The 25,865-nt window shown below is 66.4% G+C and carries 17 protein-coding genes and 5 pseudogenes; 7 read left to right on the top strand and 15 right to left on the bottom strand.

What is annotated here, in order from left to right; all coding sequences use genetic code 11:
• Positions 1-111: 111 nt before the first annotated feature.
• The 6 genes and pseudogenes from ABZV91_RS11960 to ABZV91_RS11935 all read left to right on the top strand — a co-directional run.
• Positions 112-291, top strand: a pseudogene (locus tag ABZV91_RS11960) (RDD family protein); the annotation flags it as partial.
• 79 nt (positions 292-370) lie between these two features.
• Complete coding sequence (locus ABZV91_RS11955; RefSeq protein WP_355239336.1) at positions 371-580, top strand: hypothetical protein; 210 nt, start codon at positions 371-373, stop codon at positions 578-580.
• A gap of 117 nt (positions 581-697) precedes the next feature.
• Positions 698-1,291 carry a hypothetical protein gene (locus ABZV91_RS11950; protein ID WP_355239277.1) on the top strand — a complete coding sequence of 198 codons (594 nt, stop codon included), beginning with the start codon at positions 698-700 and terminating at the stop codon, positions 1,289-1,291.
• Between the two features lie 924 nt (positions 1,292-2,215).
• Entirely contained in the window at positions 2,216-5,191 is a 2,976-nt protein-coding gene (locus ABZV91_RS11945; protein WP_355239274.1) for an amino acid adenylation domain-containing protein, read from the top strand.
• A gap of 235 nt (positions 5,192-5,426) precedes the next feature.
• The gene (locus tag ABZV91_RS11940) at positions 5,427-6,770 is read left to right on the top strand and encodes a hypothetical protein (protein ID WP_355239271.1); all 1,344 of its coding nucleotides are present in this window, start codon (positions 5,427-5,429) and stop codon (positions 6,768-6,770) included.
• A 476-nt stretch (positions 6,771-7,246) separates the two neighbouring features.
• Positions 7,247-7,663, top strand: coding sequence for a VOC family protein (locus tag ABZV91_RS11935; protein WP_355239268.1), 417 nt, complete (start codon positions 7,247-7,249; stop codon positions 7,661-7,663).
• A gap of 435 nt (positions 7,664-8,098) precedes the next feature.
• On the opposite strand, the gene ABZV91_RS11930 is transcribed toward ABZV91_RS11935, so the two are convergent.
• Positions 8,099-8,815, bottom strand: coding sequence for a hypothetical protein (locus tag ABZV91_RS11930; protein WP_355239265.1), 717 nt, complete (start codon positions 8,813-8,815; stop codon positions 8,099-8,101).
• A gap of 635 nt (positions 8,816-9,450) precedes the next feature.
• On the opposite strand from ABZV91_RS11930, the gene ABZV91_RS11925 reads away from it, so the two are divergent.
• Positions 9,451-9,756, top strand: coding sequence for a hypothetical protein (locus tag ABZV91_RS11925; RefSeq protein WP_355239331.1), 306 nt, complete (start codon positions 9,451-9,453; stop codon positions 9,754-9,756).
• A 58-nt stretch (positions 9,757-9,814) separates the two neighbouring features.
• Here ABZV91_RS11925 and ABZV91_RS11920 read toward each other — a convergent pair.
• From ABZV91_RS11920 to nuoE, 14 genes and pseudogenes are all read right to left on the bottom strand, one after another.
• Positions 9,815-9,994: pseudogene (locus ABZV91_RS11920) on the bottom strand (peroxidase); the annotation flags it as partial.
• 64 nt (positions 9,995-10,058) lie between these two features.
• Positions 10,059-10,349: pseudogene (locus tag ABZV91_RS11915) on the bottom strand (copper chaperone PCu(A)C); the annotation flags it as partial.
• A gap of 240 nt (positions 10,350-10,589) precedes the next feature.
• Positions 10,590-12,184, bottom strand: a pseudogene (locus ABZV91_RS11910) (MDR family MFS transporter).
• A 37-nt stretch (positions 12,185-12,221) separates the two neighbouring features.
• Complete coding sequence (locus ABZV91_RS11905) at positions 12,222-12,779, bottom strand: MarR family transcriptional regulator (RefSeq protein WP_355239262.1); 558 nt, start codon at positions 12,777-12,779, stop codon at positions 12,222-12,224.
• Positions 12,780-13,115: 336 nt separating this feature from the next.
• Positions 13,116-14,738, bottom strand: a complete 1,623-nt coding sequence (gene nuoN, locus ABZV91_RS11900) for an NADH-quinone oxidoreductase subunit NuoN (RefSeq protein WP_355239259.1) — start codon at positions 14,736-14,738, stop codon at positions 13,116-13,118.
• Positions 14,728-16,350, bottom strand: a complete 1,623-nt coding sequence (locus tag ABZV91_RS11895; protein WP_355239256.1) for an NADH-quinone oxidoreductase subunit M — start codon at positions 16,348-16,350, stop codon at positions 14,728-14,730. The genes nuoN and ABZV91_RS11895 overlap by 11 nt, the downstream gene beginning before the upstream one ends.
• Positions 16,347-18,233, bottom strand: a complete 1,887-nt coding sequence (gene nuoL / locus ABZV91_RS11890; RefSeq protein WP_355239253.1) for an NADH-quinone oxidoreductase subunit L — start codon at positions 18,231-18,233, stop codon at positions 16,347-16,349. Before nuoL ends, ABZV91_RS11895 begins: the two co-directional genes overlap by 4 nt.
• Positions 18,234-18,310: 77 nt before the next feature.
• Positions 18,311-18,610 (bottom strand): NADH-quinone oxidoreductase subunit NuoK, encoded by a 300-nt coding sequence (nuoK, locus tag ABZV91_RS11885; protein WP_030519458.1) that lies wholly within the window; start codon positions 18,608-18,610, stop codon positions 18,311-18,313.
• Positions 18,607-19,458: an NADH-quinone oxidoreductase subunit J gene (locus tag ABZV91_RS11880; RefSeq protein ID WP_355239249.1), complete on the bottom strand. Its 852-nt coding sequence runs from the start codon at positions 19,456-19,458 to the stop codon at positions 18,607-18,609. Before ABZV91_RS11880 ends, nuoK begins: the two co-directional genes overlap by 4 nt.
• Positions 19,455-20,063 carry an NADH-quinone oxidoreductase subunit NuoI gene (gene nuoI, locus ABZV91_RS11875; RefSeq protein WP_355239328.1) on the bottom strand — a complete coding sequence of 203 codons (609 nt, stop codon included), beginning with the start codon at positions 20,061-20,063 and terminating at the stop codon, positions 19,455-19,457. The genes ABZV91_RS11880 and nuoI overlap by 4 nt, the downstream gene beginning before the upstream one ends.
• A gap of 9 nt (positions 20,064-20,072) precedes the next feature.
• A pseudogene (gene nuoH, locus ABZV91_RS11870) lies at positions 20,073-21,272 on the bottom strand (NADH-quinone oxidoreductase subunit NuoH); the annotation flags it as partial.
• A complete protein-coding gene (locus tag ABZV91_RS11865; protein ID WP_355239246.1) occupies positions 21,265-23,721 on the bottom strand; it encodes an NADH-quinone oxidoreductase subunit G in 2,457 nt (818 codons plus the stop codon). The pseudogene nuoH and the gene ABZV91_RS11865, both read right to left, overlap by 8 nt.
• Positions 23,718-25,046: an NADH-quinone oxidoreductase subunit NuoF gene (nuoF, locus tag ABZV91_RS11860; protein ID WP_355239243.1), complete on the bottom strand. Its 1,329-nt coding sequence runs from the start codon at positions 25,044-25,046 to the stop codon at positions 23,718-23,720. Before nuoF ends, ABZV91_RS11865 begins: the two co-directional genes overlap by 4 nt.
• A complete protein-coding gene (gene nuoE, locus ABZV91_RS11855; RefSeq protein ID WP_355239240.1) occupies positions 25,043-25,756 on the bottom strand; it encodes an NADH-quinone oxidoreductase subunit NuoE in 714 nt (237 codons plus the stop codon). The genes nuoF and nuoE overlap by 4 nt, the downstream gene beginning before the upstream one ends.
• Between the last annotated feature and the right edge of the window lie 109 nt (positions 25,757-25,865).

Genomic DNA, 25,865 nt, shown 5'->3' with positions numbered 1-25,865 from the left:
GGGTACAGGGCGCCGCATATCGCCGGATCGGCCAGGACTACCCGTGCCTCAATTCCGTCACAGTGACACACATTGTCGCTGGTCGGCGAGAAGCAGGGCTCGGTTCAGGGCGTGGGTGGCCGGACAGTGGGAAAGATGACCACCGGGCTACGTCTGATTGACCCGAGGGCGAGCCATCCGGTGGGTATCGGCCGGGTGCCGTTGCGCCAGTTCGCGCACGCCATCGATGCGTTTCCGTGTTACCTCGGCTTCCTATGGCTCCTGTTCGACGAACGGCGCCGCACTTTCGCCGACATCGTGACGCATACGGTGGTGGTGCGGGCTGGTGGAGACCGGCCGGTGGCGTCCGTCGAGACCGAAGGTGGATTCCATGGTGTTCTCCCCCGACGGGCGCCATGCTTATGTTTCGGAAGAAGTCGATATCGTCGCCGGCGGCGATCCCGCAGTGGCAGTGATCGACACCATGGAGGCATTGGTGACGCGGATCACAGAGCCATCGGACGTCGTTCACCTTTCTCCGCTCGCCCTTCGCCGGGAGGGCGCCGCCTGCACGCAGGGGCGCAAGATCAACTGTTGTTGATCGATGAAGAATCTCGGCAGGTCTCCGAGACTATAGATTTCCCGCTTCGTAGCAGGCGCTTTGCTGGCATCGACAGGCGGCCGACGGATCTATCATACTGACAAGAACTATGTCTCGATGTACGACACGGTGACGCGCCGACAGATCGTTGCACATGTCGAACTGGGTTCGGCCGACGAAATGATCAGCGATGTAATCCTCACCGCCGACGGTCGCCGGCTCTACGTCGCGCTGGACGACTTCTTGATGGAGGCGGGCGCGATCGTGGTGCTGGATGCCTCCGCCTTGGCCGAGGTACAGCGACTGCCCGGCGCATCGGACACGACCTTCCTCGTCGAAGCTCCGGACGGTCGATATGTGTATTCGGTACGGCGGGACCACCCCCGTTTCGGTGTGCAGGCATTCGATACCGCGAACGGCTCTCGGACCCAGCTGCTGGATGTGGAGGGAGAGGTCCGTGGAATGGCTGTTTCATCGAGTGGGTGGTTTCCTCTTCGTCCTGCGCGAGGACTGCTCGGCCCCGACAGTTCTCGCGGGTTGATCACGGTATTCGATACACAGAGTCGAACCGTGGCCGAGCAGATCGAGGTCGAGTTCGCCGCCGGTATCCTCGCGGTTTCTCCGGATGGTCGGCAGTTACATGTGGCATCGGGTATCTACACCTATGACCGCGGCTGGTTCACCACCTTCGATATCGGCAAGTACAAGTAGCGGGTAACTGGACTCGTCGATGGAGTCGGGCCGGTGACGGCGCATCCGGGCGAGCGGACGAACGCGGTCAGCGAAGCGCGTTTGCTCGGGCGGTGTGGTCGCTGATGTGGTGGCTGTGGAGTGGGCGGGCCTCCGGATGGGTGGTGCTGGAAGCTGGTTCCGACGTCGACGGCACCTTCCCGGCGCTCGCGGGTCGCCGACGAGATCGAACGCGGGTGCTGCGCTGTCCGTGCGGTAGTCCCTGGGGGTCGTGGTAGGGCTCGGGAAGCCGTGACTCGGGTTTTTTCGGACTGCTCGCTGGAGCTCTGCACATGTGACAGTGGATATCGCGGCTGCGCCTTCTCGCGGTCGGCTCCCGGATTCTAGTCGGAACCGCTATCGCATGAAGAGCCTCGTGCGGATGGAGACAAAGAGTGCCCCGTGATCAGGATTCACGATGAGGACAACCGTGGTGGGTCTCGCCGAAGACGAACTGGCCGCCGAGGAAGCGGGGAACGTCACCTTGCCGAGCAACACCGAGTAAATGCCTGCGGCCCTCTGATTGGCGTACCTGGCGACATCAGAGTGGACGCCGCGTCATGCACGCCGAGAGTAATTTTCGAGACACCAGGGTTTCGAGAGAAGGTTGAGATCGGTCGCCTGACATGTCGGCGAGATTCGGGAGGTTCTGGCAGCCGTACGCAACGGACTGGTCGGTACCACCGCTGAATCGTTGTCGTGCAACGCAAGCCGGGCATTGCCGGATTCTCGCGCCGCTGTCACACTGGGAGACATAGCATTCCGTAAACGCGATCAATTCGACACCGCTTCCGCGCTTCTGCGTCCTACGGATTGATCGCACGATCACCAACTCGAGCGATATACAGAAACAGGTGTTTCGTTTTGCTGTCGAACAATTCAATTCTAGATCGTTTGGAGAGGGTCGTGGCGGCTACACCGGAAAAGGTGGCAGTGGTCGAGGGCGATCGAGTGATCACGTATCGGAAGCTCAACGAGGTCAGCGGGCGGATTGCTGATGACCTGAGTTGTCGTGGCATAGGCCGGGGCACCGTTGTGCCGGTGCTCGCGCACCGGTCGATCGAACTGGTGGTCGCGTTGCTTGCCGTCGTCAAGACCGGCGCCGCTTACGCGCCGGTCGATCTGCGGGATCCCGTGAATCGCCTGCGTCGCGTTGTTCGCCAGTGCGGTTCCTCGACGATTCTTACGACCGACGCGGGGCCGGTAGAATTCGGAGGAGTGCGGACGATTTCCCTCGGCGATCTGTTCGGTGACGATCTCATTGCCGACAATGCGCTGGACCGGCTGGACGCCGACCATCCGGTGTACGTCATCTTCACTTCGGGGACCACCGGGACACCGAAGGGTGTTGTTATCGAACATTATTCGCTGCAAGAGCTGCTCGCCTGGCACAACCGGAAATTCGGCGTCGGACCCGATAGCATCACTACGCTGATCAGCAGTGTGGGATTCGACGTCCTCCAGTGGGAGATGTGGTCGAGCCTGACCGCCGGCGCAACAATGCATATCGTCCCGGAAACTGTCCGGACCGATCCCGGCGCCCTTCTCGAATTCATCGCCGGCCGCGCCGTCACACATGCTTACGTACCTTCGGTACTCGTGCCGGATGTGGTGGCTGCCGAACGGCAACTGAAATCGGCGCTGCGGTACCTGTTCTGCGCCGGCGAGAAGCTGAGTCCGGTCGCCACCGATCACCTCCCCTACACATTGGTGGATTATTATGGCCCGACGGAGGCCACGATCTTCGCGACCTACCGGGCAGTCGAACCCGGCAGTGAAAAACGGCCGCCGTCGATCGGAACCCCCGTGGCCGGCGTCGAGGCTTTCATTCTCGATGAGAACCTCCAGGAGGTCGGTGGCGACCGAGTGGGTGAACTCTGTCTCGCCGGACGCTCGCTGGCTCGCGGGTACCTCGGTGACCCGGATCTGACCTCGGAGCGGTTCCCCTGGTCGATCCGATTGCGCCGACGCTTGTACCGCACCGGTGATATGGCGCGCTGGCTCCCGGACGGCACCATCCAGTTCCTGGCCAGAAAGGACGATCAGGTAAAGATCCGCGGTTTTCGGATCGAACTCGGTGATGTCGAGACGGCCCTGCTGGAAAACCGCCTGGTCAAACACGCGATCGTACTGGTCGACGACGAACAGCAGTTACCGGGAAGCAAGCGGCTGGTGGCGTGGATAGTGCCCCGCGAGGAACACGCCGCACCAGCCGATCTCATCGCCTCGCTGCGCGCCCACCTGCGTCACGAACTACCCGACTACATGTTGCCGAGCATCTACCGTTGCGTGGCGGAGCTGCCGTCGACCGCCAACGGAAAAGTGGATCGCACCGCGCTCCGGTCACTGCTCGCCGAGGAGCGCACCCGCCCGATCGATGCGGAGGAATTCGGGGGGGAGTACGAGCAGGTGATCGCAGAAGCCTGGCGTTCCGCATTGGGTCACAGTCGTTTCGGCGCCTGCGACGACTTCTTCGAGGTCGGGGGACACTCCCTGCTCATCACCGGCCTGATCGAACAGATCGGCCGACGGGTGGAAGGCAGGGTGTACGTCTGGGACTTCTACGGCAACCGCACCGTCCGTGGCCTCGCCGACGTGCTCCGCGACCGCCGCGGACAACAACCTTCGAACTTCGAAGGCGAGCCGCTGCGGGAACTGCAGGCCGATATTCGACTTCCCGACGGTGTCGACTTCTCCACCGGTTACCGGACCAGCCAATTGACCGAACCTCGGCACATCCTGCTCACGGGCGCAACCGGCTTCTTCGGCGTGCACCTGCTGGAGCGCCTCCTCGTCACCACGCAAGCGCGTATCCACTGCCCCATCCGCAGCACCGACCCGGCATTGGCTTCCGAACGACTACGTCAAGTCGTCGACCGCTACGAACTCGAAATCGACGAAGCAGGCTGGGAGCGGATCGAGGCGTATCCGGCCGACCTCGCCGAGCCCTGCCTGGGAATGGATCCCACTGTCTACGCCACCCTGGTGGAGACGGTCGATGCCATCTTCCATTCAGCGAGCGCGGTGAACTTCAATCAGCCGTATTCGTACATGCGACGCGATAATGTCGAGGGGCTGTGGCAACTGATCCGGTTCGCGTCCCATGACCATGTCAAGCCGTTGATGTTGATCTCGTCGATCTCCGTGTACAGCTGGGGCCACCTGTTCACCGGCAAGACGAAGATGTACGAGGCCGACGATATCGATCAGAACCTAGCGGCGGTCACCACCGACCTCGGTTACATCCGGAGCAAATGGGTTATGGAGAAAGTGGCCGGCCTTGCTCAGGAACACGGGCTACCTGTGATGAAATTCCGTCTGGGATATGCGACATGCGACAGCAGGACGGGTCATAGTGCGAACTATCAATGGTGGGCACGACTGGTAAAGACCTGTATCGCCCTCGGTGCGGTGCCTGATCTCCACAACCTTCGTGAAGGTTTGACAACCGTCGACTACCTCGCTGATGCCGTCTGTGCTGTCTCTCGTCAACCGGACGCACTCGGAAAAAACTTCAATGTCGTCTCGCCGGAGGGCGCCGTCGTCACACTGCGAGAATTCTTCGCACTACTGTCCAATTATTTCGGATACGAGTTCGAAACGATCCCTTTTCGGCAATGGGTTCAGAAATGGGAGAAGGACGACCATGCTCCACTGTTTCCATTGCTGAGCATGTTCAAAAACCAGATTTTCCAAGGGAAATCGACGATCGAATTATACCAGGACACATATTTGTGGGATTGCAGCAACCTGCACCACCACCTGAAGGGGACAGGGATATACGAACCCCGATTCACCGAGGCGGTATTGTCGCGATACCTCCGCCGTGTACTCGCCGATCCCTATATCCCGGAGGAGCCAGCGGCGCGGATTGCCACGTGATCAGCCGACACCTCGCGCCCATGCAGTTCGTTGTCGTACCGTGCACCAGATGTTTCCTCGCTGATAGCTCCAGTGTATCTGCGCGGCCGGCGATCCGACCTGTAGCGGTATCCGAAACCCAGCGAGGACGGTGCCCAGCGCCCAACGGCATCGACGCCCGCCGCGCCACCTCGACGCCCGGCGCGAATGAACTCGCCGTTCCCCGTCGCCGAAGCCGCCCAGTGGTGAGGATTTCGTGAGCATCTGCTTCGGCAAGGCTATGTGCCGAGTCGTCGAAATTTTGAAGAGCAATGTCGAGAGGGTGACCGACGATATCGCGAACCGCCGATACAGGGAGGAGGTCGCTCGCCCTGCGCTGCGGGGGATCGACCACGAAATCGGTGTGGACAAGCAATGCCGGCGCGACATAGAGCAGGCGGATTCGGGCCGAAAGACCTGGTCGACCGTGCTGCCGGATACATCCCAACAGGCAGGTCGTGGGCTTTTCGGTCCTCGGCTGGTTGCGACCGCTCATCATGACGGCGTGGCCGACGGCCCGATCGACACCACAATCCACAGGCTCGAATCAGCGCTCGGCATACACACCGATGCTGAGCGGGCTTTGGAGGCCAAACTGTTCATCGACCGCAAGTTTCTGGACATCGCCTTCGTCTCCGGCCAGCCACGACCCGAAACCCTGTTCGGAAAGGCCGAGTGGGCGGGACACCTCGAAGCTCGGCGTGCCGCTCGGGAGCACGGCCGCCGACCATTGACCGTCGAATTCATGCAAGACCTGCACAAACGATTCCAGTTGCATACCGACAACCCGGAATCAGGTGGTGTACTCACCGACGGGCGCGGCCGGGGTTGGGGCGGGCTGGCCAGGCCGCTCGCCGCGGACGAGATCGCTGCGATCGATGGCAATCCGTTACTCTCCTACGTTCCACCCCCCTTCAAGGCAGGGGAATTCGGACTCGTGATGGAACCGAAGCATGCGGGTCGTGAGGGAGCCCGTTGGTACCGTGAACTGGATCGACCTCTGACTGACTCGGAGAAGGCGGCAATCGACCGTGATCCACTGTCGTGGTTCGTGCCCGGCCCGATAATGCAGGAACACGGTGTTCTGCTTTATCCGAGATTCCATGACTTTCGCGCTGAGCTACAGTCGGTCGCCGACTGGTACAACGACGCAACGAGCATGCCGGGTTACGACTCCTACAGCGTCGCCGCAGAATTGCAGCGACGTGTCGTCACCATCCATCCATGGCTGATGGGGGACAGCGGCCGATGGTCTCGGCAACTCATGAATTGGTCACTGGAGCGAGACGGCCTGAAACCTGCTGCACTCGCGGAATTCAACAAGGACCTCTACAGCTCTCTTCCCGACTACACGAGATGTGTCCGTGAAGGCAGTCACCGATACGGGGAGTGGGAGATCCGGGTTCGATCAAACCCGAGCGCTGATCCGGTGACGGCGTTCGGGCTGGAAGCCCTGAGGCAGCGTTATATCGGAATTGGCGGTGAGACTGCGCCTTTCACTCCGGGTGAGGTCTACGACGCGAACCGTTACGATCAACTGCTGGAGCAGCTCGACCGGTGACGCCGCGCGCTCGACCGGCATTGCACGGCGAACACCCTCACTGAACGGCGGCTGATGGCTATTCGATCATCATTGTGCCCGCGGTTCCGCTCGGCGAAGTCCATTGGTAGACAAGCAACGAGGCCACTGCCGAGTCGACCATCCGCTGTGGTGGGACGGCTTCGCATTCCTTCGCGGACGCTTTGCCGGGGCGCCGAGCGCCCGGGCCTTTTGTCTGTTCGTGGCGGGTCTCGTCTTTTCGGTACTTCATGCTCGCCCTGGTCGACGTAGCGTTCCTGACGCCTGGTCGGGCTGTGGCGCGTGAGCGCCGCGGTCGGTCCGTGGCGCTGTGTTCATTGGCGGGGCCGAGATCGAGGATGACCCAGGGAGCGCCCCGTAGTTGGGCAGCGAGCCACCGGTGGGCTGCGGAAGGTGCCGGTTTGCCGGTGGGCCGGGACCGGTCGGCTGATCGTGTGGAATCCTTCTATGCTTGGACGATGCATCTGGAGCTGGTGGCGATCGTGGTCGAGGAGTACGACCCGGCGATCGATTTCTTTGTCGCGGTAGTGGGCTTCGAGCTGGTAGAGGACGTGCCGTCACTGACCAACGACGGTAGGCCCAAGCGGTGGGTAATTGTTCGTCCGCCAGGTGCGCAAACCGGTTTCCTACTGGCGCGCGCGGACGGTGAGCGGCAAGCAGGCGTAGTCGGTGATCAGTTTGCTGGTCGCGTGGGGTTCTTTCTGCGGGTCGATGACTTTCGGTCGGAATATTCTCGGCTGAGGGCAGCAGGCGTCGAGTTCGTGACGCAACCGCGGTGTGAGCCGTATGGCTGGGTCGCGGTCTTCTTGGACATTGCCGGCAATCGGTGGGATCTGCTGGGGCCCGCAGAGCCGGGGTGCGAGCGTGAATCGTGAGCGGGTCGTTCGAGCGCGGATGAAGTCAGTCCGCGCACCACGATGGGCAGCGAAGTACGGCGTAAGAGGCCGACAGATCGACTGCGACCGATACTCCGATGACTCGTCCAGCCACCTATGCATTATCTTTCCCCTATCGCTGGAGGGCGACATCGACGGGGTGGCCTACGCGAGGCGTTCTGCGATCCCGCCGTCGGCGTCGGCGCAGCCGATCCGTGTTTTGATGACGTGGCGGGAGTGCCACCGCCCCTTCGGCAGCGGCCGGTTCCTGTCGCTCAAAGCCTCCGAGTCGCCTCTGTAGCAGCAGCGCTCAGCACGGTCGTCGCGATATCGAGAACGCGGCGAGTACAGGACGTCGAGCCCCAGAGCGTACGAATGCACCGACAGCGCAGATCGACTGCCGCTGGCAGCTCTCAACCGGTCCGGCATCACCGGCTACTCGGATTCGATCTGCTGCCGCGAATCCCACAGATCATCCAGAGCAAGCTGTGTCGCCCCGCCGCCCGTCCGGTGCCTGTGATCATCGGGAGACTCCGGAGTAGCGGCCGCGGTGGAGTCCGGATGAGTGATCACTGTGGGTGAGGTCCAGATGAGTTGCCCCGCGGCGAGCGCGCCGGCCTGGTACGGCGGCAGGTCCTCACCTTCGGCGACCACTTCGATCTGATCGCCGTGGCTCCCGACATCGAAAGCGCCGTACCTGCGGGATACGTCGCTGCCCGGAGCGCACTCTGCGATGTAGACGACGGTCGGCGGGTTTTTCGCTGCCGCGTTCGCCGGTGTCCGCCACGCTTTACGCAGTCTGATCACCGCCAGGTGGTCGCGGCGAACCATATCGAGCAGCAGCCGCTCCGCCATGGAGTCCTCGGCGTCGAGAGGCTCGAATCGGTACTCCGGCATCCGATCGGTCTCCCGCCACCGTGTGAGCTTGCGGATCCGGGAGCCACCCGGGCACGCCCGCGCCTCCGGTAGCAACGCGATTTCCTCTTCCCGCAACGGGATCGCGTGCGCGGCACAGTAGCCGAGAAGGTTGATTTCCAGCTCCCACAGCTCAGTCGCGGCAAGATCGTGCCGTCGATGATCGAGCTGTCCGTCGGGGAGCCGCCCGGCGAGCAAACGCAGCAGGTGATTCAGGTCCGCGATGTCATTACGCATGTCGCGATGGTGAAGTTTCGTACTGTCGACCGGATGCGGCCCGAGACTTCTTCGACACCACACCCCGCAGCCGCACCGGCCCGCAGAGCGTTCTCACCACAGTCACCTCCGCTGACGAGCAGGATATCGACAACATCGAGCCGTTCGACAATATTACCGAGCGGCCTGGTCCATCGCGACCGCCGTGATCAGAAGTGGCATTGCGATATCGCGTTGAGCTGCTGAAAGCGCCGCGTGGATGGGTAACGCGGTGTGCGGGGCTGGTCTCCATGCCGGCGGTGGCCTTCCGGTGTTCGGTCAACCGGATACCCGACGCGACCTTGTGCGATCCGGCCCACCGATCGGTGTCGTCGAGGCCGGCGATGTGGCCGGTGCCGTAGTTGCCTTTCAGGGGTCGTGACCAACCGGTCGCCGAAGGGCCGCCGTACCGGCGGAGAGCCGCCCCGGGCTCGGATCGTCGACCGAGTCGAATCCCGTCGAGCGACCGCGGTGCCACCGAGACCACCGCGGTTACCGAGCCGCGTGGGCCGCATCGGTGGCCGGATGCCCTACGCACATCGTATTTGGCAGGATCTTGCACCGTGAACGTGTCGGAAATTGTCTACGACGTCGTAGTCGTCACCCACCTGCTCGGAATGGCGGCGGTGGTCGGCGGATATGCCGCCGGTCGGCCCACTGTGAACGCCGTGATGGTCTGGGGTGCCCGGGCGCAGATCATCACCGGTGTGGTGCTGGTCGGTTTGGCGGAATCACTGACCACTCTGGACAAAGAGCTGAACATGGTGAAGATCGCCGTGAAGCTCGTGATCTCCGTGCTGGTGGCCGCCTTCGCCGAAATGGGCCGGGCCGACGCCAAACGCGGTAAGGATCCCGCGTGGATGCCGGATGCGGCGGGTGGCCTGGCGATCGTCAATGTGCTGATCGCTGTGCTCTGGACCTGATCCGGGCGGCCGATGCCGATGCCGGGTACCGGCATCGGCCGCGCGGTCGCGATTCGAACAGCGTCTGGCCGATGTACTCGTCGGCATCGCGGTCTCCGGGCGGCACGGCGAAAACCGCCGAGCCGATCGGCGTGGTCCAGACGTTCAGTGCGTCGGACTCGGCCAGCCGCTACTGGACCGGCAGGAACTGGGCCGACACATCGCGCTGGTAGGCGGTGAAGAGCAGGCCCGAGTTCGAGGTGGGTGCCGTGGAACGGTTCGGTCGCGGGGGCTTCGGTACCGGATTCGCCTGCCTTGGGTCGCATGAACGTTGTTCCGCCCCTGTCGGTGGCGACTTCGTGCAATTCGCCGGTGGCGGAAACCGGGCTGCTCGCCGCGACGACGGTGATCTCCCGGTCGCCGGCATTGTGCAGTTTACCGAAGGCGGCCGACATTCCGCCGTCGGCGGCCTTGGCCCCTTGGTCGCTGATCGTCACCGACTCCGCGGCGGTGATCGGGTCGTCGCTCGCGGAGGAGCGCTGGTGCCCCGGGCCCGCGGCGAGCGCGCATCCGGCGAACAGCAGGGCGGTCGATGAACATCCGAGAGCGCCCATCCCGCCACCGGCGGCGTGGGCGGCGATACTCACCGCCCACGCCAGGACGCCCACGAACGCTCCGCGCAGGTGTCCGGGGGTCGGTCCGGAGGCTGGCACGCGTCGATACTACACCTGGTCGTAGATCCTCGGCCGGGGAGAAGCGCAGTGCCGGTGCGGAATCCGGCCGCCGACGCCCGGAGTATACGGAGGACCCCGGGTATCACCGCGATACCCGGGGTCCGGCCGAGCTCCAACCGCTCAGCTCTGCAGCGCGGGTTCCCGGCGGGCGGATGCGCCGGACTCCGACTCACCGACGCGCTCCGGCTCGTCTCCGGAGCCCATCGGGTCGAGGTCGGAATTGATATCGATCGTGCGGCGCAGCGCGCGGTTCGGCAACAGCGTGGTCGCCAGGAGGGCGACCGCCGCGGCGATCGCGGCGATCAGGAAGATCCGGCCGGTCGCGTCGCCGTAGGAGGCGCGCACGACAGCGGCGATGGGTGCGGGCAGGCTGTCCAGATCCAGGTTGCTGCCGCCACCCGAGAAAGTCTGGATACCCAGCCGGGCGAACCCCTGGGCCGACAGCTCGCCGACGCGGGTCGCCAGCACCGAGCCCAGCACCGAGACCCCGATGGCGCCGCCGAAGGTGCGGAAGAAGGCGACGTTGCCGGAGGCCGCGCCGATATCGTGCACGCTCACCGTGTTCTGCACGGCCAGCACCAGGTTCTGCATCATCATGCCGACGCCCAGACCCACCACCGCGATGAACATGCCGACCAGCCAGAGGTTGGTTTCGTGGTCGAGTGAGGAGAGCAGGGCGAAACCGAACACCAAGAGGGTGGCGCCGCCGACGACGAACCCCTTCCACTTACCGAACCGGGTGATCAGCTGACCCGAGACCACCGAGGCGACGAGCATACCCGCGACCATCGGAATGGTCAGGATGCCGGCGATCGTCGGCGAGTAGCCGCGCGAGGTCTGGAAGTACTGGCCGAGGAAGGTGGTCGCGCCGAACATGCCGATACCCACCGCGACGGACGCGATTATGGCCAGGCCGGTGGTGCGTTCGGTGACGATCCGCAGCGGCACGATCGGCGACTCGGCGCGTGCCTCCACCCAGACGGTCGCCGCGAGCAGTGCCACCCCCGCCACCACGTACAGCAGGGATTCCCGGGAGAACCATTCGTAGTAGCCGGCCTTCCCCGCGAAGGAGACCCAGATCAGCAGGACCGAGACGCCGGCGGTCATCAGCACGGCACCGAGCCAGTCGATGGACACGTCCGCCTTGCGCTCGGTGGGCAGCCGCAGCGTGCGCTGTAGCAGGAACAACGCGACCAGTGCGAGCGGTACGCAGACGAAGAAGCACCAGCGCCAGCCGAGCGGGCTGTCCACGATGACGCCGCCGAGGATGGGTCCGCCCGACATGGACACGGCCATCACCGCGCCCATATAACCGGAGTACCGGCCGCGTTCACGCGGTGCGACGATACTGCCGATGATGGCGACGACGAGTGCGGTCAGACCGCCCATGCCGATGCCCTGGACGACGCGTGCGGTCAGCAACAGTGTCACATCGTGAGCGAAACCCGCGAGGACCGAACCCGCCACGAAGATGACGATGGCCGTCTGGACCAGGATCTTCTTGTTGAAGAGGTCGGCGAGTTTGCCCCAGATGGGGGTGGAGGCCGCGTTGGCCAGCAGCGCGGTGGTGATCACCCATGTGTAAGCGGTCTGTGAGGCCTGTAGATCGCCGATGATCGTGGGCAGTGCGGTCGCCACGATCGTGGTGCTGAGCAGCGCGGTGAAGAGTGCGGCCAGAACCCGGTGAGCGATTCGAGAACCTCACGGTGGCTCATCGCGTGGGGGTCTCGCCGCGTCACCGCCTCGACTGGACTAGACATCTATCTCCTGACTTTCTTTCGATTCCGGCTCGTGTTCTTCGGTGACGCTGCGCTGCATGTCCGCGGACGATGAGCGGTGCGGATGTTTCCGGTTGTCGGTCGCCGCGTGGCGACTGTCCCGGGCGATGAGTCGGCTCCGGAGTGCGTGCAAGGTCTGGTGGGCGTGTTCGGCGTCGTCCACGGTCCAGTCGGCCAGGACCTCCTGCAGCCCCCGGACCCGCGATTCGCGGATCCGGGCGAGGAGTTCGTGGCCCGCGGGGGAGGCCTCGACGCGGATGGCGCGCCCGTCGCTGGGATCGGTATTGCGCAGGACATAACCGTCGGCGACCAGTTCGGTGATGTGGCGGCTCATGGCCGAGGCGCTGATACCGATATGCGTGGCCAGGTCGACCTGCCGGCACGGACCGGCCGACTCCAGATTGACCAGGACGCTGATCCCACCCGGCAGCAGCCGGCCCTCCTCGGGTTGGGCGAGGGACCGGCGCAGCGCTCGACTGATGAGAAACAGTTCGTCGAGGATGCCCTGTGCGGTGTCGGGGGGAACTCCCATGCGTACTCCATGCCCTGATTAGTTGCTTGCGCTAATCAACTATAAGTTTGTTGCTTGCGCTGATCAACAAATGTGACGTGTGCGTATGACCACATCGGGCCGGGAAAGCACGCGCGGCCGGGCAGCGCGCCGTATCCGGTTCCGCCGAGATTCGCCGCACGGTCGACCACCACCGTCGGCGCTCGGTGATCAGGGGTCGGCGGGGGAGGCACCGGATGCCGAAGCGACTCCGCCCAAAACGCAGATCACCGCGTGGTCGGCGGGGTTGCCCCCGGCCGAGCACGCGGCGTTCCGGAAACTGTGTGGTCCGGCACCCTAAGGAGCCGACGCTTCGATCTATCGCACGAATTCACCGGCACGGTCGGCGAGATCCAGCAGTGGTTGCGGAACGATGCCGAAGATCAACGTGGTGAGGGCCGCGACGCCCGCCACCGTGGTCGCGGCGGGCGGGCCGACGACCTCGGGCGGGTCGGCCGGCGGATCGGTGAAGAACATCAACACGATCACCCGGATGTAGAAGAACGCGGCGACCGCGCTGGCCAGCACGCCGACGATCACCAGTAGACCGGCGTCGCTACCGGCCGCGGCCTGGAAGACCGCGAATTTCGCGACGAATCCCGCGGTGATCGGGATACCGGCGAACGACAGCAGCAGGAGCGCGAACATGGTGGCGAGCCACGGGGCGCGGCGACCGAGCCCGGCCCAGCGCGACAACGCCGTCGCCTCCGTCCCGTCGGTTTCGCGCACCATGCTCACGATCGCGAAGGCGCCCAGGGTGCCCAGCCCGTAGACGAACAGATAGAACAGGGTCGCGGCGATCCCGCGGTCGTCGGCGGCGACCAGGGCGGTGAGCAGAAACCCCGTATGGGCGATGGACGAATAGGCGAGCATCCGTTTCATATCGGTCTGCGTGATCGCCAGGATCGCGCCGACCACCATGGTGGCCACCGCGACGGCGGCCAGCACCGGCCGCCAGTCGTCGGCCATATCGGCGACACCCACCGACAGCACACGCAGCAGGGCACCCAGCGCGGCGATCTTGGTCGCCGCCGCCATGAACGCGGTGATCGGCGTGGGGGCGCCCTGGTACACATCGGGCACCCAGGCCTGGAACGGCACCGCACCGACCTTGAAGAGCAAACCCACGGCCAGCATGGCGACGCCCAGCAGCGCCAGAGTGGGCGTGCCGGTCTCGGCGGCGAGCGCGTCGGCGATTCCGGCGAGGCGAACCGTGCCGGTCTGGCCGTAGAGCAGGGCGACCCCGTACAGGAAGAACGCCGAGGAGAACGCGCCCAGCAGGAAGTACTTCAGCGCCGCCTCCTGGGAGAGCAGTCGGCGCCGCCGGGCCAGACCGCACAGCAGGTACAGCGGCAGGGAGAGAACCTCCAGCGCGACGAACATGGTGAGCAGATCGTTGGCCGCGGGGAACAGCAGCAGGCCGCCCAGGGCCAGGAGCAGGAGCGGGAAGACCTCGGTGGGCGTGATACCCGCGGTCGCGGCCGACCGTTCGGCTCCGCTGCCCGGGACGGCGGAGGCCTGCGGAGTGAACGCGTCCATGCCGTAGTCGGCGGTCGCGGCAGCGCGGCTCCAGGTCCCCGGACCGGAGCGCGGCCGGGGCAGCGGCCCGCGTTCGGCGACGAACAGCACCGACAGAATGCCCACGATCAGCAGCGTGCCCTGGAGGAACAGGGTGACCCCGTCGACCGCGACCGCGCCGATTGCGGCCGTCGTCGCGGTCCCCGACAGCAGCAGGACGGCGATCAGCGCGGCCACCAGGGCCGCCAGGGTCAGTACCAGCTGCGCGGGATACCGCCACGGGCGCGGGAAGAACGCGTCCACCAGCACGCCCAGGACGGCCGCGCCGAACACGATGAGGATCGGCGCCAGCACGTGGTATTCGATACTCGGCGCCGGTACGGTCGCGGCCAGGACCGCGCCGGCGGACAACTCAGCGCTCATGATGCACACCTCCGGGGTTCGCCGCCTCCGGCCGGGCCGGGACCGGCGGTGCGGGATCGACACTGCCGACCGTGGTGAGGGTCCGGTTCACCGCCGGGTCGATGAAATCCAGTACCGGCTTCGGATAGACGCCGAAGAAGATCAGGGCACCGAGCAGCGGCACCACGACCACGAGTTCGCGCGGCACCAGATCGCGGATCCGTTCACTGCCCTCGCGAACCGGGCCCGTCATCATCCGCTGGTACAGCCACAGCACATAGATCGCCGCCAGGACCAGTGCCGCGGCCGCGATCACGGCGGCCACCTGGTACCTGCTGAATGTGCCGATCAAGACGAGGAATTCGCTGATGAACGGGGCGAGTCCGGGTAGGGAGAGGGTGGCCAGCCCGGCGATGAAGAACGTGCCGGCCAGCACCGGCGCCACCTTCTGTACGCCTCCGTAGTCGGCGATGAGCCGGCTGCCGCGCCGCGACACCAGGAAACCGGCCACCAGGAACAGTGCCGCCGTGGACAGGCCGTGATTCACCATGTACAGGGTCGCGCCGGTCTGGGCCTGACTGGTCATGGCGAAGATACCGAGCACGATGAAACCGAAGTGCGAGATGGAGGTGTAGGCGATCAGGCGCATGACATCGGTCTGGCCGATGGCCAGCAGCGCGCCGTAGAGGATGCCGATCACGGCCAGCGTGATCACCAGGGGCGCGTACGTGTCCACCGCGGCGGGGAACAGCAGCAGGCAGTAGCGCAGCATGCCGAAGGTGCCGACCTTGTCGACCACCGCCATCATGAGCACCGCGCTCGCCGGGGTCGCGGAGACGGCCGCGTCCGGCAGCCAGGTGTGCAACGGCCACAGCGGCGCCTTGACGGCGAACGCGAACATGAAACCGAGGAACAGGGCGTTGAGCACCGCCGGCCCGGCGCCGAGCTGTCCGGAATTGGCGGCCGCGACCACCGTGCGCAGGTCGAAGGTGCCGGCGCCGCCGGAGCCGAGATCCTGCTGGACGGTGAGCACGTAGAGGCCGATCACCGCGGCGAGCATGATCAGGCCGCCGAAGAGGTTGTAGAGCAGGAACTTCACCGCGGCGCGGGAGCGCTGCTGCCGGACCTGGGCGTCGTCGGTGCGTGGCCCGAAACCGCCGATGAGGAAGTACATCGGGATCAGCATGGCCTCGAAGAACACATAGAACAGCAGGATGTCCAGGGACAGGAAGGACACCAGCACCATCGCTTCCACCAGGAGAGTGAGCGCGATATAGGTGTGCGCGACCCGCTTCCCGGTGCCGACCTCGCGGTCGTCGTGCCAGCCGGCGATGACGAGCAGTGGGACCAGCCCCGCGGTGAGCAGCACCAGGACCAGCGCGATCCCGTCCACGCCGAGGGTATAGCCGGCGCCGAACGCCGGTATCCAGGTGTGGGATTCGACGAACTGGAACTGCTCGCCGCCGGGTTGGAAGGCCGCTGCCACCCCCAGCGCCACACCGAAGGTGGCCACGGTGAACAACAGGCCGACCCAGCGGGCCAGTAGTCGCTGCGCGGCCGGCAGCAGGAGTACGACCGCCGCGCCCACCAGGGGCAACAGCCAGAGCACGGACAACCAGGGCACGGCGCTCACCAGATCCTCACGGCCAGCAGGGCGGCGGCCACCAGGGCCGCGCCGGTGAACATGGACAGGGCATACGAACGGACGAAACCGGTCTGGATCCGGCGGGCCCGCGCGGACAGACCGCCGATGACCGCGGCGGTGCCGTTGACGAGACCGTCGATCCCGCGGTTGTCGAGGAAGACCAGGGCGCGGGTGAGGTGCCGGCCGGGCCGCATGAAGGCGGCCTCGTTGACGGCGTCGCCGTAGAGGTCGCGCCGCGCGGCGACGGTCAGCGCGGTCACCTCCTGCGGTGCGCTGTCGGGTACCGCGCCGCGCCCGTACTGCCGGTAGGCGACCCCGACACCCACCGCGACCACCGCGAGGGCGAGCCCGGTGATCACCGGGACCGGCAGGATCGGTTCCCCGTGGTGCTCGCCGACGACCGGTGCCAGCCAGTTCTGCAACGAGGACCCCCAGACGAACACCGCTCCGGCGCCGAGGGATCCGAGTGCCAGCAGAATCATCGGGCCCGTCATCACGGCCGGGGCTTCGTGCGGGTGGGTATCGGGTTTCCAACGGCGTTCGCCGAAGAAGGTCAGCAGCATCACCCGCGTCATGTAGAAGGCGGTGAGTCCCACGCCGAGCAGGGTGACGGTGCCGAGGATCGGGGCGGCGGCTCCCTCGGCGGCGAAGGCCGCTTCGATGATGCGGTCCTTCGAGAAAAACCCGGCGAACGGCGGCACACCGATGATGGCGAGATATCCGAGACCGAAGGTGATGTAGGTGATCGGCAGCAGGGTCCGCAACCCGCCGTAGCGCCGCATATCGGTTTCGTCGTCCATGGCGTGCATGACCGAACCCGCCCCGAGGAACAGGCCCGCCTTGAAGAAACCGTGGGTCAGCAGATGCATGATGGCCACCGCGTAACCCGCCGGACCGAGGCCGACCGCCAGCACCATGTAGCCGATCTGACTCATGGTGGAGGCGGCCAGCGCCTTCTTGATGTCGTCCTTGGCGCAACCGATGATCGCGCCGAACAGCAGGGTCACGGCGCCGACCACCACCACCGCGGCCCGGGCGGTGGGCGCGAGATCGTAGAGCGGATTCGAGCGGGCGATCAGGTACACGCCCGCGGTGACCATGGTGGCGGCATGGATGAGCGCCGACACCGGGGTGGGGCCCTCCATCGCGTCCCCGAGCCACGATTGCAGTGGTACCTGGGCGGATTTACCGCAGGCGGCCAGCAGCAGGAACAGACCGACGGCGGTCAGTGTGGCGTCGCTCGCCCCGGGGGCGGCGGTGAACACCGCACCGAAATCGAGGGACCCGAAGGTGGCGAACATGATCATCATGGCGATCGCCAGGCCCATATCGCCGACCCGGTTGACCACGAACGCCTTCTTGGCTGCCGTGGCCGCCGTCGGTTTGTGGTACCAGAACCCGATCAGCAGATACGAGGCCAGCCCGACGCCCTCCCAGCCCAGATACAGCACCAGGTAGTTGTTCGCCAGCACCAGCAGCAGCATGGCCGCGAGGAAGAGGTTCAAGTAGGCGAAGAACCGGCGGCGGCCGGGATCGTGGCTCATGTATCCGACGGAGTAGATATGGATGAGCGAGCCGACGCCGGTGATGAGCAGGGCGAAACAGATGGACAGCTGGTCCAGCGCGAGCCCGAAGTCGACCTGGAGCCCGGCTATCGGGACCCAGCTGAACAGATCCAGCGCCACCGCGCGCTCGGCGCCGGAACGGCCGAGCATCGCGGCGAAGGCGATCACCGCCACCACGAAGGAGGCGAGTGCGGTCACGGTGGCGAGCAGATGACCCCATGCGTCGGAGCGACGCCCGGTGAGCAGCAGTACGGCGGCACCAGCCAGGGGCAGGGCGGGCAGCAGCCACAGCGTTGCGGTATCCACGTCAGTGTCCTTTCGACATGCTCGGGAGCGCTGCGTGATCACACTGCGCTACCGCCTCGGCGCGTGACCCGCGCACGTCAGAACTTCAGCAGGTTGGCGTCGTCGACCGAGGTCGAGCGGCGGGCGCGGAAGATGGTGACGATGATGGCCAGACCGACGACGACCTCGGCCGCGGCGACCACCATGGTGAAGAAGGCGAAGACCTGGCCGTCGAGATTCGCGTGCATCCGCGCGAAGGTGACGAATGCGAGATTGACCGCATTGAGCATGAGCTCGATGCACATGAAGACGATGATCGCGTTACGCCTCAGCAGCACGCCCGCCGCGCCGATGGTGAACAGTAGCGCGGAAAGGAACAGATAGTTCTCGGGATTCACCGGGTACCTTCCTCGTCGGCCGGGCGGGCGGTGCGGGCGTCGTCGGATCCGGTGACCGGCGCGGCACCGACCGAGAGCACCGCGGCATCGGTGAGCGCCTGCGTGCGGCGGTGCCGCAGAATGGTCGAGACCGAGAGCTCCTCGAAGGATCCGTCCGGTAGCCGCGCCGGGATGTCCACGGCGTTGTGCCGGGCGTAGACGCCGGGGGTGGGTAGCGGAGTGGGCCGGTGCCCGGCGTCGCGGAAGCGCCGGCGCGACAGTTCCCGCTGGCCGAGCTTCGGGCCGAAGGTCTCTCGGTGGGCCAGCAACATGGCACCGATGGTGGCGGCGATCAACAGCGCGCCGGTGAGTTCGAACGCCCAGACGTAGCGTACGAAGATCAGTTCGGCCAGGGCGCCGATCACGTCACGACCTGGGAAACCGGTAGCCGGGAATTCGATTCCGGAATTGCGGATACCGTGCGCGATGCCCGTGCACAGCAGCGCTCCGAAACCGACGCCGACCACCCCGGCGGCGATCCGCTGCCCGCGCAGCGTCTCCCGCAGCGATTCCGCCGAATCGACGCCGACCAGCATCAGGACGAACAGGAACAGCATCATGACCGCGCCGGTGTACACCACGATCTGCACGACTCCGAGGAACAGCGCGTCCTGGGCGATATAGAACACCGCGAGCGTGATCATGGTGGCCGCCAGGCAGATCGCCGAGTGCACGGCCTTGGCCGCGAAGACCATACCGAGCGCACCGAGCACCGCCAGCGGTGCGAGGATCCAGAACTGCACCGTCTCACCGGTTCCGGCGTCGGTCAGCGGGGCCGCGGCCAGCAGGGCCGATTCGGTGCCGATCATCGGTGACCTCCCGGCGTGGTATCGGCGGTGGGCCGCTGTGCCGCGGGGCCCACCCGGCCGAGGTAGTAGTCGGCCTCGGTGCTGCCCGGCCGCATCTCGTGTGGCGGGGCCTGCATCTCCGGGGCCAGCGGGGCGAGCAACCGGTCCTTCTCGTAGATGAGATCGGCGCGGTTGTCGTCGGTGAGTTCGTACTCGTTGGTCATCGTCAGCGCGCGGGTCGGGCACGCCTCGATGCACAGGCCGCAGCCTATACAGCGCAGATAGTTGATCTGGTACACCCGCCCGTAGCGCTCACCGGGAGAGAAACGCTCCTCGTCGGTGTTGTCTGCGCCCTCGACGTAGATCGCGTCGGCCGGGCAGGCCCAGGCGCACAGCTCGCAACCGATGCACTTCTCCAGGCCGTCGGGGTACCGGTTGAGCTGGTGGCGTCCGTGATAGCGCGGTGCGGTCGGGACCTTCTCCTCGGGATAGAACTCGGTATTGGGTTTCTTGAACATGGTGAGCGCGGTGACCGCGAAACCCGCCAGTGGTTCGAAAAGCCCGGGGGAGGAGGTGATGGTGGAGGTCCGCTCCGGCAGCGGCGGGGTCGGGAACCCCAGAAACACCTGGCTTCCGCCCGGCGCGCCCGGCAGGGCATTGCCCACCGGTAGATCGTCTTCGGGACCGAACTCCGGTGCGCGGGCCGGGGCGTTCCCGGCCCGGAGGAACAGGCCGATCAGGAGCCCGGTGAGCAGCAGGCCACCGATCACCAGAACCGGGGTGCGCACGGGGTACCCCTCGAGATCGAGAACCCGGGCGGTGGCCACCACCATCACCCAGGCCAACGAGGTCGGGATGAGCAGTTTCCAGCCCAGGCTCATGAACTGGTCGTAGCGCAGCCGCGGCAGGGTCCCGCGCAGCCAGATGAACACGAACAGGAACATCCAGACCTTGGCGGTGAACCACAGCAGCGGCCACCAGCCCGAATTCGCGCCCTCCCAGAGGTTGACGGGGAACGGGGCCCGCCAGCCGCCGAGGAACATGGTGGTCGCCAGCGCCGAGACCGTCGCCATGTTCACGTATTCGGCGAGCATGAACATCGCGAACTTCAGCGAGGAGTACTCGGTGTGGAACCCGCCGACGAGTTCGCCCTCGGCCTCGGGCAGGTCGAACGGCGCCCGATTGGTCTCGCCGACCATGGAGATGCAGTAGATGAGGAACGACGGCAGGAGGAGGAACACATACCAGGTGGGCTGCTGGGCGGCGACGATGCCGGAGGTCGCCATGGTGCCCCCGAGCAGGAACACAGCGGCGAAGCAGAGCGCCATGGCGATCTCGTAAGAGATCACCTGCGCGGTGGAGCGCAGGCCGCCCAGCAGCGGATAGGTGGAACCCGAGGCCCAGCCGGCCAGCACGATCCCGTACACGCCGATGGAGGTGATCGCCAGGATGTAGAGGACCCCGACGTGCAGGTCGGTGAGCTGCAAGGCGGTCCGGTGTCCGAGAACGGAGACCTGCGGCCCGAACGGGATGACGGCGAAAGCTAGGACGGCCGAGACAAGCGAGATGACCGGCGCGAGCACGAAGATGGGTTTGTCCACGATCGCGGGGACGATATCCTCCTTGAGCGCCATCTTCACCCCGTCGGCGGCCGTCTGCAGCAGCCCCTTGGGTCCGACCCGGTTGGGTCCGACCCGCATCTGCATCCAGGCCACGACCTTGCGTTCGATCAGCACCCCGAGCAGCACGGTCAGCAGCAGGAACACGAAAATGGCGACGGCTTTGGCGGCGACCAGCCACAGCGGGTCGTGACCGAAGAGGGACAGATCAGTCATGGTCGGATGCCTCCGTCCGTTGGTCGGCGCGCCGTAGGGTCACGACGTCGCCCGGTCGGGCGCCGAGATCGGTGTGGATCGAGCACCCGGGTGAGTTCATGGGCAGCCATACCACCCGGTCCGGCATCTCGGTGACGGCCAGCGGCAGGGTTGCGGCGCCGCGGGGGGTGGTCACGATGATCGGTTCCCCCTCGGCGACCCCCACCTCCGCCGCGGTCGCCGCCGACAACCTGGCCACCGGCGGCCGCGCGATACCGGCCAGATTCGCTTCACCGTCCTGCATCCGGCCCCGGTCCAGCAGCATCCGCCAGCTCGCCAGTACCGCGGTGCCCGGTCCGGGGTGGACGGGAGACGCGGCCGGGCGGGCGGGCGGCGCGACCGTGGCGCCGGTCCAGGGACCGAGACGGTCCAGTTCGGCTCGGGCGGCGATGGTGTCGGGGAGACCGAGAGCCACACCCACTTCCGCCGCCAGACTGTGCAGCACCCGCAGATCGGACAGCGGCGCGGCGGTACGGCGCACCGTGCTGTCGGTGAGTGCCGCAGCGAACTGACGAGGGCGACCCTCCCAGGTGCGGAAGGTGCCGGATTTCTCCATCGCCGTGGCCACCGGGAACACGACGTCGGCGTACGCGGTGACCTCACTGTGCCGCTGCTCCAGCGAAATGACGAAATCCGCGGCCCGCAGGGTGGCCCGCGCCGCGGCGGGATCGGGCAGGTCGGCGAGTTCGATACCGCCGACCACCAGCGTGCCCACCGTGGGGGTGCCGTCGAGAACCGATGCGGTATCGCGGCCGGGGCGGTCGGGAAGGTCGGTGACTGCCCAGACCTCGGCAACCTGCCGCCGCGCCTCGGGGTCGGTGACGGGCCGGCCACCCGGGAGCAGTCCGGGCAGAGCGCCGGCCTCCACCGCGCCGCGCTCGCCGGCCCGCCGCGGCACCCACGCGAGCGCCGCGCCGGTATCGGCGGCGAGCCGGATCGCCGCCGACAGCGCACCGGGAGCGGTCGCCAGGCGTTCACCGACCAGGATCACCGCCCCGGGTTCCCGCAGCAGCCGGGCCGGTCCGGATTCGGGGCCGGGGTCGCCGAGTTCGGTGAGGATCCTCGCCTCGCTGCCGGGGACCGCCGGGACGAGGGTTCCCGACATCCGTTCCAGGCCGCGGGACGCGTAGGCCGCGATCGAGAACACCGGTAGCCCTCGGGTCCGGGCCGCCTTGCGCAGCCGCAGGTAGACGATGGGCGATTCCTCCTCCGGCTCGAAGCCGGCCAGGAGCACGACCGGGGCCGTCTCCAGACTGTCGTAGGTGACGGTGCCGGTGTGCCCGGCGACCCAGGCGCCCAGGAAATCCGCCTCCTCCGCCGTCTGGGCCCGGGCCCGGAAGTCGATATCGTTGGTACCGAGCACCGTGCGCGCGAATTTGGCGTACGCGTACGCCTCCTCCTCGGTGATCCGGCCGCCGGGTAGCACCGCCGCGTTACCCACGCCGGCGCGCAGACCGCGCGCGGCGGCCGCGAGTGCCTCGGACCACGAGCACGGCGCCAGCGCCCCGTCGGCGCCGCGCAGCAGCGGGCCGGTGATCCGGTCCCGTTCCCCCGTGTAGGCGAATGCCCAACGCCCTTTGTCGCAGTTCCATTCCTCGTTGACCTCGGGATCGTCGCCGGCGAGGCGGCGCAGCACCTTCCCACGCCGGTGGTCGGTGCGCTGGGCGCAGCCGGAGGCACAGTGCTCACACACGTTCGGACTGGAGACCAGGTCGAACGGGCGGGCCCGGAACCGGTAGCCGGTACCGGTGAGCGCGCCGACCGGGCAGATCTGCACGGTATTACCGGAGAAGTACGAATCGAGGGGTTCGTGCGCGGCGGTGCCGACCTGCTGGAGCGCGCCGCGGTCGAGTAGTTCGATGAAGGGGTCCCCGGCGATCTGCTGCGAGAAACGAGTGCAGCGTGCGCACAGCACGCACCGTTCGCGATCGAGCAGGACGGCGGTCGACAGCGGAATGGGCTTGGGATACTTGCGTTTCTCCCCCTCGAAGCGGCTCTCCGACCGCCCGGTGGACATGGCCTGGTTCTGCAGCGGGCACTCCCCGCCCTTGTCGCACACCGGGCAGTCCAGCGGATGGTTGATCAGCAGCAGTTCCATCACACCCTGCTGCGCTTTCTCCGCGACCGCGGAATCGAGCTGGGTGTGCGCCACCATGCCCTCGGTAACCGTCATGGTGCAGGACGCCACGGGTTTACGCTGGCCCTCCACCTCCACCAGGCACTGCCGGCAGGCGCCGACCGGGGCGAGCAGCGGGTGATCGCAGAACCGGGGGATCTGGATACCGATCAGTTCGGCGGCGCGGATGAGCAGGGTGCCGGCCGGGACACTGACCGTGGTGCCGTCGATCGTGACGGTGACCAGGTCGGCCGGCTGTAGATCGGCGGAATCGGTACGGACGGTGGCGGTCATCGGATCCCCTCTCCGGCCGCGGATCCGGCCCAGGCGGTCGCGCGGGCCGGATCGAACGGGCAGCCGCCGTGCGTCATATGCGCGAGGTATTCGTCGCGGAAGTACTCGAGCGAGGACACGATGGGGCTGGCCGCGCCGTCGCCGAGCGCGCAGAAGGACTTGCCGTTGATGTTGTCGGCGATATCGAGGAGTTTGTCGAGGTCGGCTGGTGTGCCCGCGCCCGATTCGAGGCGGGTGAGCAGTTGGACCAGCCAGTACGTACCCTCCCGGCACGGGGTGCACTTGCCGCAGGACTCGTGGGCGTAGAACTCGGTCCAGCGCAGCACCGCGCGCACCACGCAGGTGGTGTCGTCGAAGATCTGCAGTGCCTTGGTGCCCAGCATCGATCCCTGCGCCATCACATTCTCGTAATCCAATGGCACATCGAGGTGTTCGGCGGTGAACAGCGGTGTCGAGGAACCGCCGGGCGTCCAGAACTTCAGGGAGCGGCCCGCACGGACCCCGCCCGCGTAACCGAGCAGTTCGCGCAGGGTGATACCGAGCGGCGCCTCGTACTGGCCGGGCCGGGCGATATGTCCGGACAGCGAGTACAGCGTGAAACCCGGGGACTTCTCGCTGCCCATGGAGCGGAACCAGGCGGGGCCGTTGCGGATGATCGGCGGCACACTGGCGATGGATTCCACATTGTTCACCACGGTGGGACTGGCGTACAGACCCGCGACCGCCGGGAACGGCGGGCGTAACCGGGGCTGCCCGCGCCGGCCCTCCAGCGAATCCAGCAGAGCGGTCTCCTCACCGCAGATATAGGCGCCGGCGCCGGCGTGCACGGTGAGCTCCAGGTCGTAGCCGGAGCCGAGGATATCGCGGCCCAGCAGCCCGGCGGCGTACGCGTCGGCGACCGCGGCCTGCAGCCGGCGCAGTACCGGCACCACCTCACCGCGCAGATAGATGAAGGCGTGCGCGGCGCGGATGGCATAGGCGGCGATGATCACGCCTTCGATGAGCGAATGCGGCGCCGCGAGCATGAGCGGGATGTCCTTGCAGGTCCCCGGTTCGGACTCGTCCGCGTTCACCACCAGGTAGTGAGGTTTCGTCGAGCCGTCGGGTTCGGGGCCCTGCGGGATGAAACCCCATTTCATACCGGTCGGGAATCCGGCTCCGCCGCGGCCGCGCAGCCCGGCGTCCTTGACCGTGGTGATCACCTGATCCGGTGTCATACCGAGCGCGAGCGGCAGGGCTTCGTATCCCTGATGGGCCCGGTAGGTGTCGAGTGTCCAGGAGTTCGGCAGGTTCCAGTACTTGCTGAGGACGGGCGTCAGGGTCATCGGGCACCGTCCTCGTCCGGTACCTCGGGGGCCCGCATGCCCAGTTCGCGCGCGGTCTCCAGACCGGTCAGCGTCGGAGCGCCCGGCTCTCCGTCGAGCACGCCGGGCCGCGTGTCCGGGAACCCGGCGAGTACCCGCGCGGTGTCCCGGAAGGTACACAGCGGTGCGCCGCGGGTCGGGGTGACGGTACGGCCCGCGCGGAGCGCGTCCACCAGTTCGCGGGCCGATTCCGGGGTCTGGTTGTCGAAGAACTCCCAGTTCACCATGATCACCGGCGCGTAGTCACAGGCCGCGTTGCATTCGATGTGCTCGAGGGTGATCGTGCCGTCGTCGGTGGTCTCGCCGTGCGCGATCCCCAGGTGTTCGCGTAGTTCCGCGAGGATGGCATCGCCGCCGAGGACCGCGCACAAGGTGTTGGTGCAGACGCCCACGTGGTAGTCGCCGGTGGGGGTGCGCCGGTACATGGAGTAGAAGGTCGCGACCGCGGTCACCTCGGCGCCGGTGAGGCCGAGCAACTCCGCGCAGAACTCGATCCCGGTACTGCTGACATAGCCCTCTTCCGACTGCACCAGGTGGAGTAGCGGTAGCAGCGCCGAGCGGGGCTGCGGGTACCGGGCGATGATCTCCTTCGCGTCCGGTTCGAGCCGGGCACGGACATCGTCGGGGTAGGGCTGCGGCCGAACACTCAGGCGCAACAGGATCTCGCTCATCGCTTCTCCTTCGAAGCCGGTGCGTGCGGTCCGCGGCGGCCGCGGCGTGGGCGGAGGTCTCGCCTCATGGGACCTCCCTCGGAACCGGCAGAGGCCGCTCGGCCGGGGC

Source organism: Nocardia sp. NPDC004568, assembly GCF_040609955.1.
Taxonomy (GTDB): domain Bacteria; phylum Actinomycetota; class Actinomycetes; order Mycobacteriales; family Mycobacteriaceae; genus Nocardia.
This window is presented reverse-complemented; position numbering and strand designations above follow the sequence as displayed.

Coding starts and splice junctions, on each gene's coding strand:
- ABZV91_RS11880 (WP_355239249.1), bottom strand. CDS start 19,458: ATGATCGGCACCGAATCGGCCCTGCTGGCCGCGGCCCCGCTGACCGAC.
- ABZV91_RS11925 (WP_355239331.1), top strand. CDS start 9,451: ATGGCGGCGGTGGTCGGCGGATATGCCGCCGGTCGGCCCACTGTGAAC.
- ABZV91_RS11905 (WP_355239262.1), bottom strand. CDS start 12,779: ATGGGAGTTCCCCCCGACACCGCACAGGGCATCCTCGACGAACTGTTT.
- ABZV91_RS11935 (WP_355239268.1), top strand. CDS start 7,247: ATGCATCTGGAGCTGGTGGCGATCGTGGTCGAGGAGTACGACCCGGCG.
- ABZV91_RS11950 (WP_355239277.1), top strand. CDS start 698: ATGTACGACACGGTGACGCGCCGACAGATCGTTGCACATGTCGAACTG.
- ABZV91_RS11865 (WP_355239246.1), bottom strand. CDS start 23,721: ATGACCGCCACCGTCCGTACCGATTCCGCCGATCTACAGCCGGCCGAC.
- nuoE (WP_355239240.1), bottom strand. CDS start 25,756: ATGAGCGAGATCCTGTTGCGCCTGAGTGTTCGGCCGCAGCCCTACCCC.
- nuoN (WP_355239259.1), bottom strand. CDS start 14,738: ATGAGCGCTGAGTTGTCCGCCGGCGCGGTCCTGGCCGCGACCGTACCG.
- ABZV91_RS11930 (WP_355239265.1), bottom strand. CDS start 8,815: ATGCGTAATGACATCGCGGACCTGAATCACCTGCTGCGTTTGCTCGCC.
- ABZV91_RS11955 (WP_355239336.1), top strand. CDS start 371: ATGGTGTTCTCCCCCGACGGGCGCCATGCTTATGTTTCGGAAGAAGTC.
- nuoF (WP_355239243.1), bottom strand. CDS start 25,046: ATGACCCTGACGCCCGTCCTCAGCAAGTACTGGAACCTGCCGAACTCC.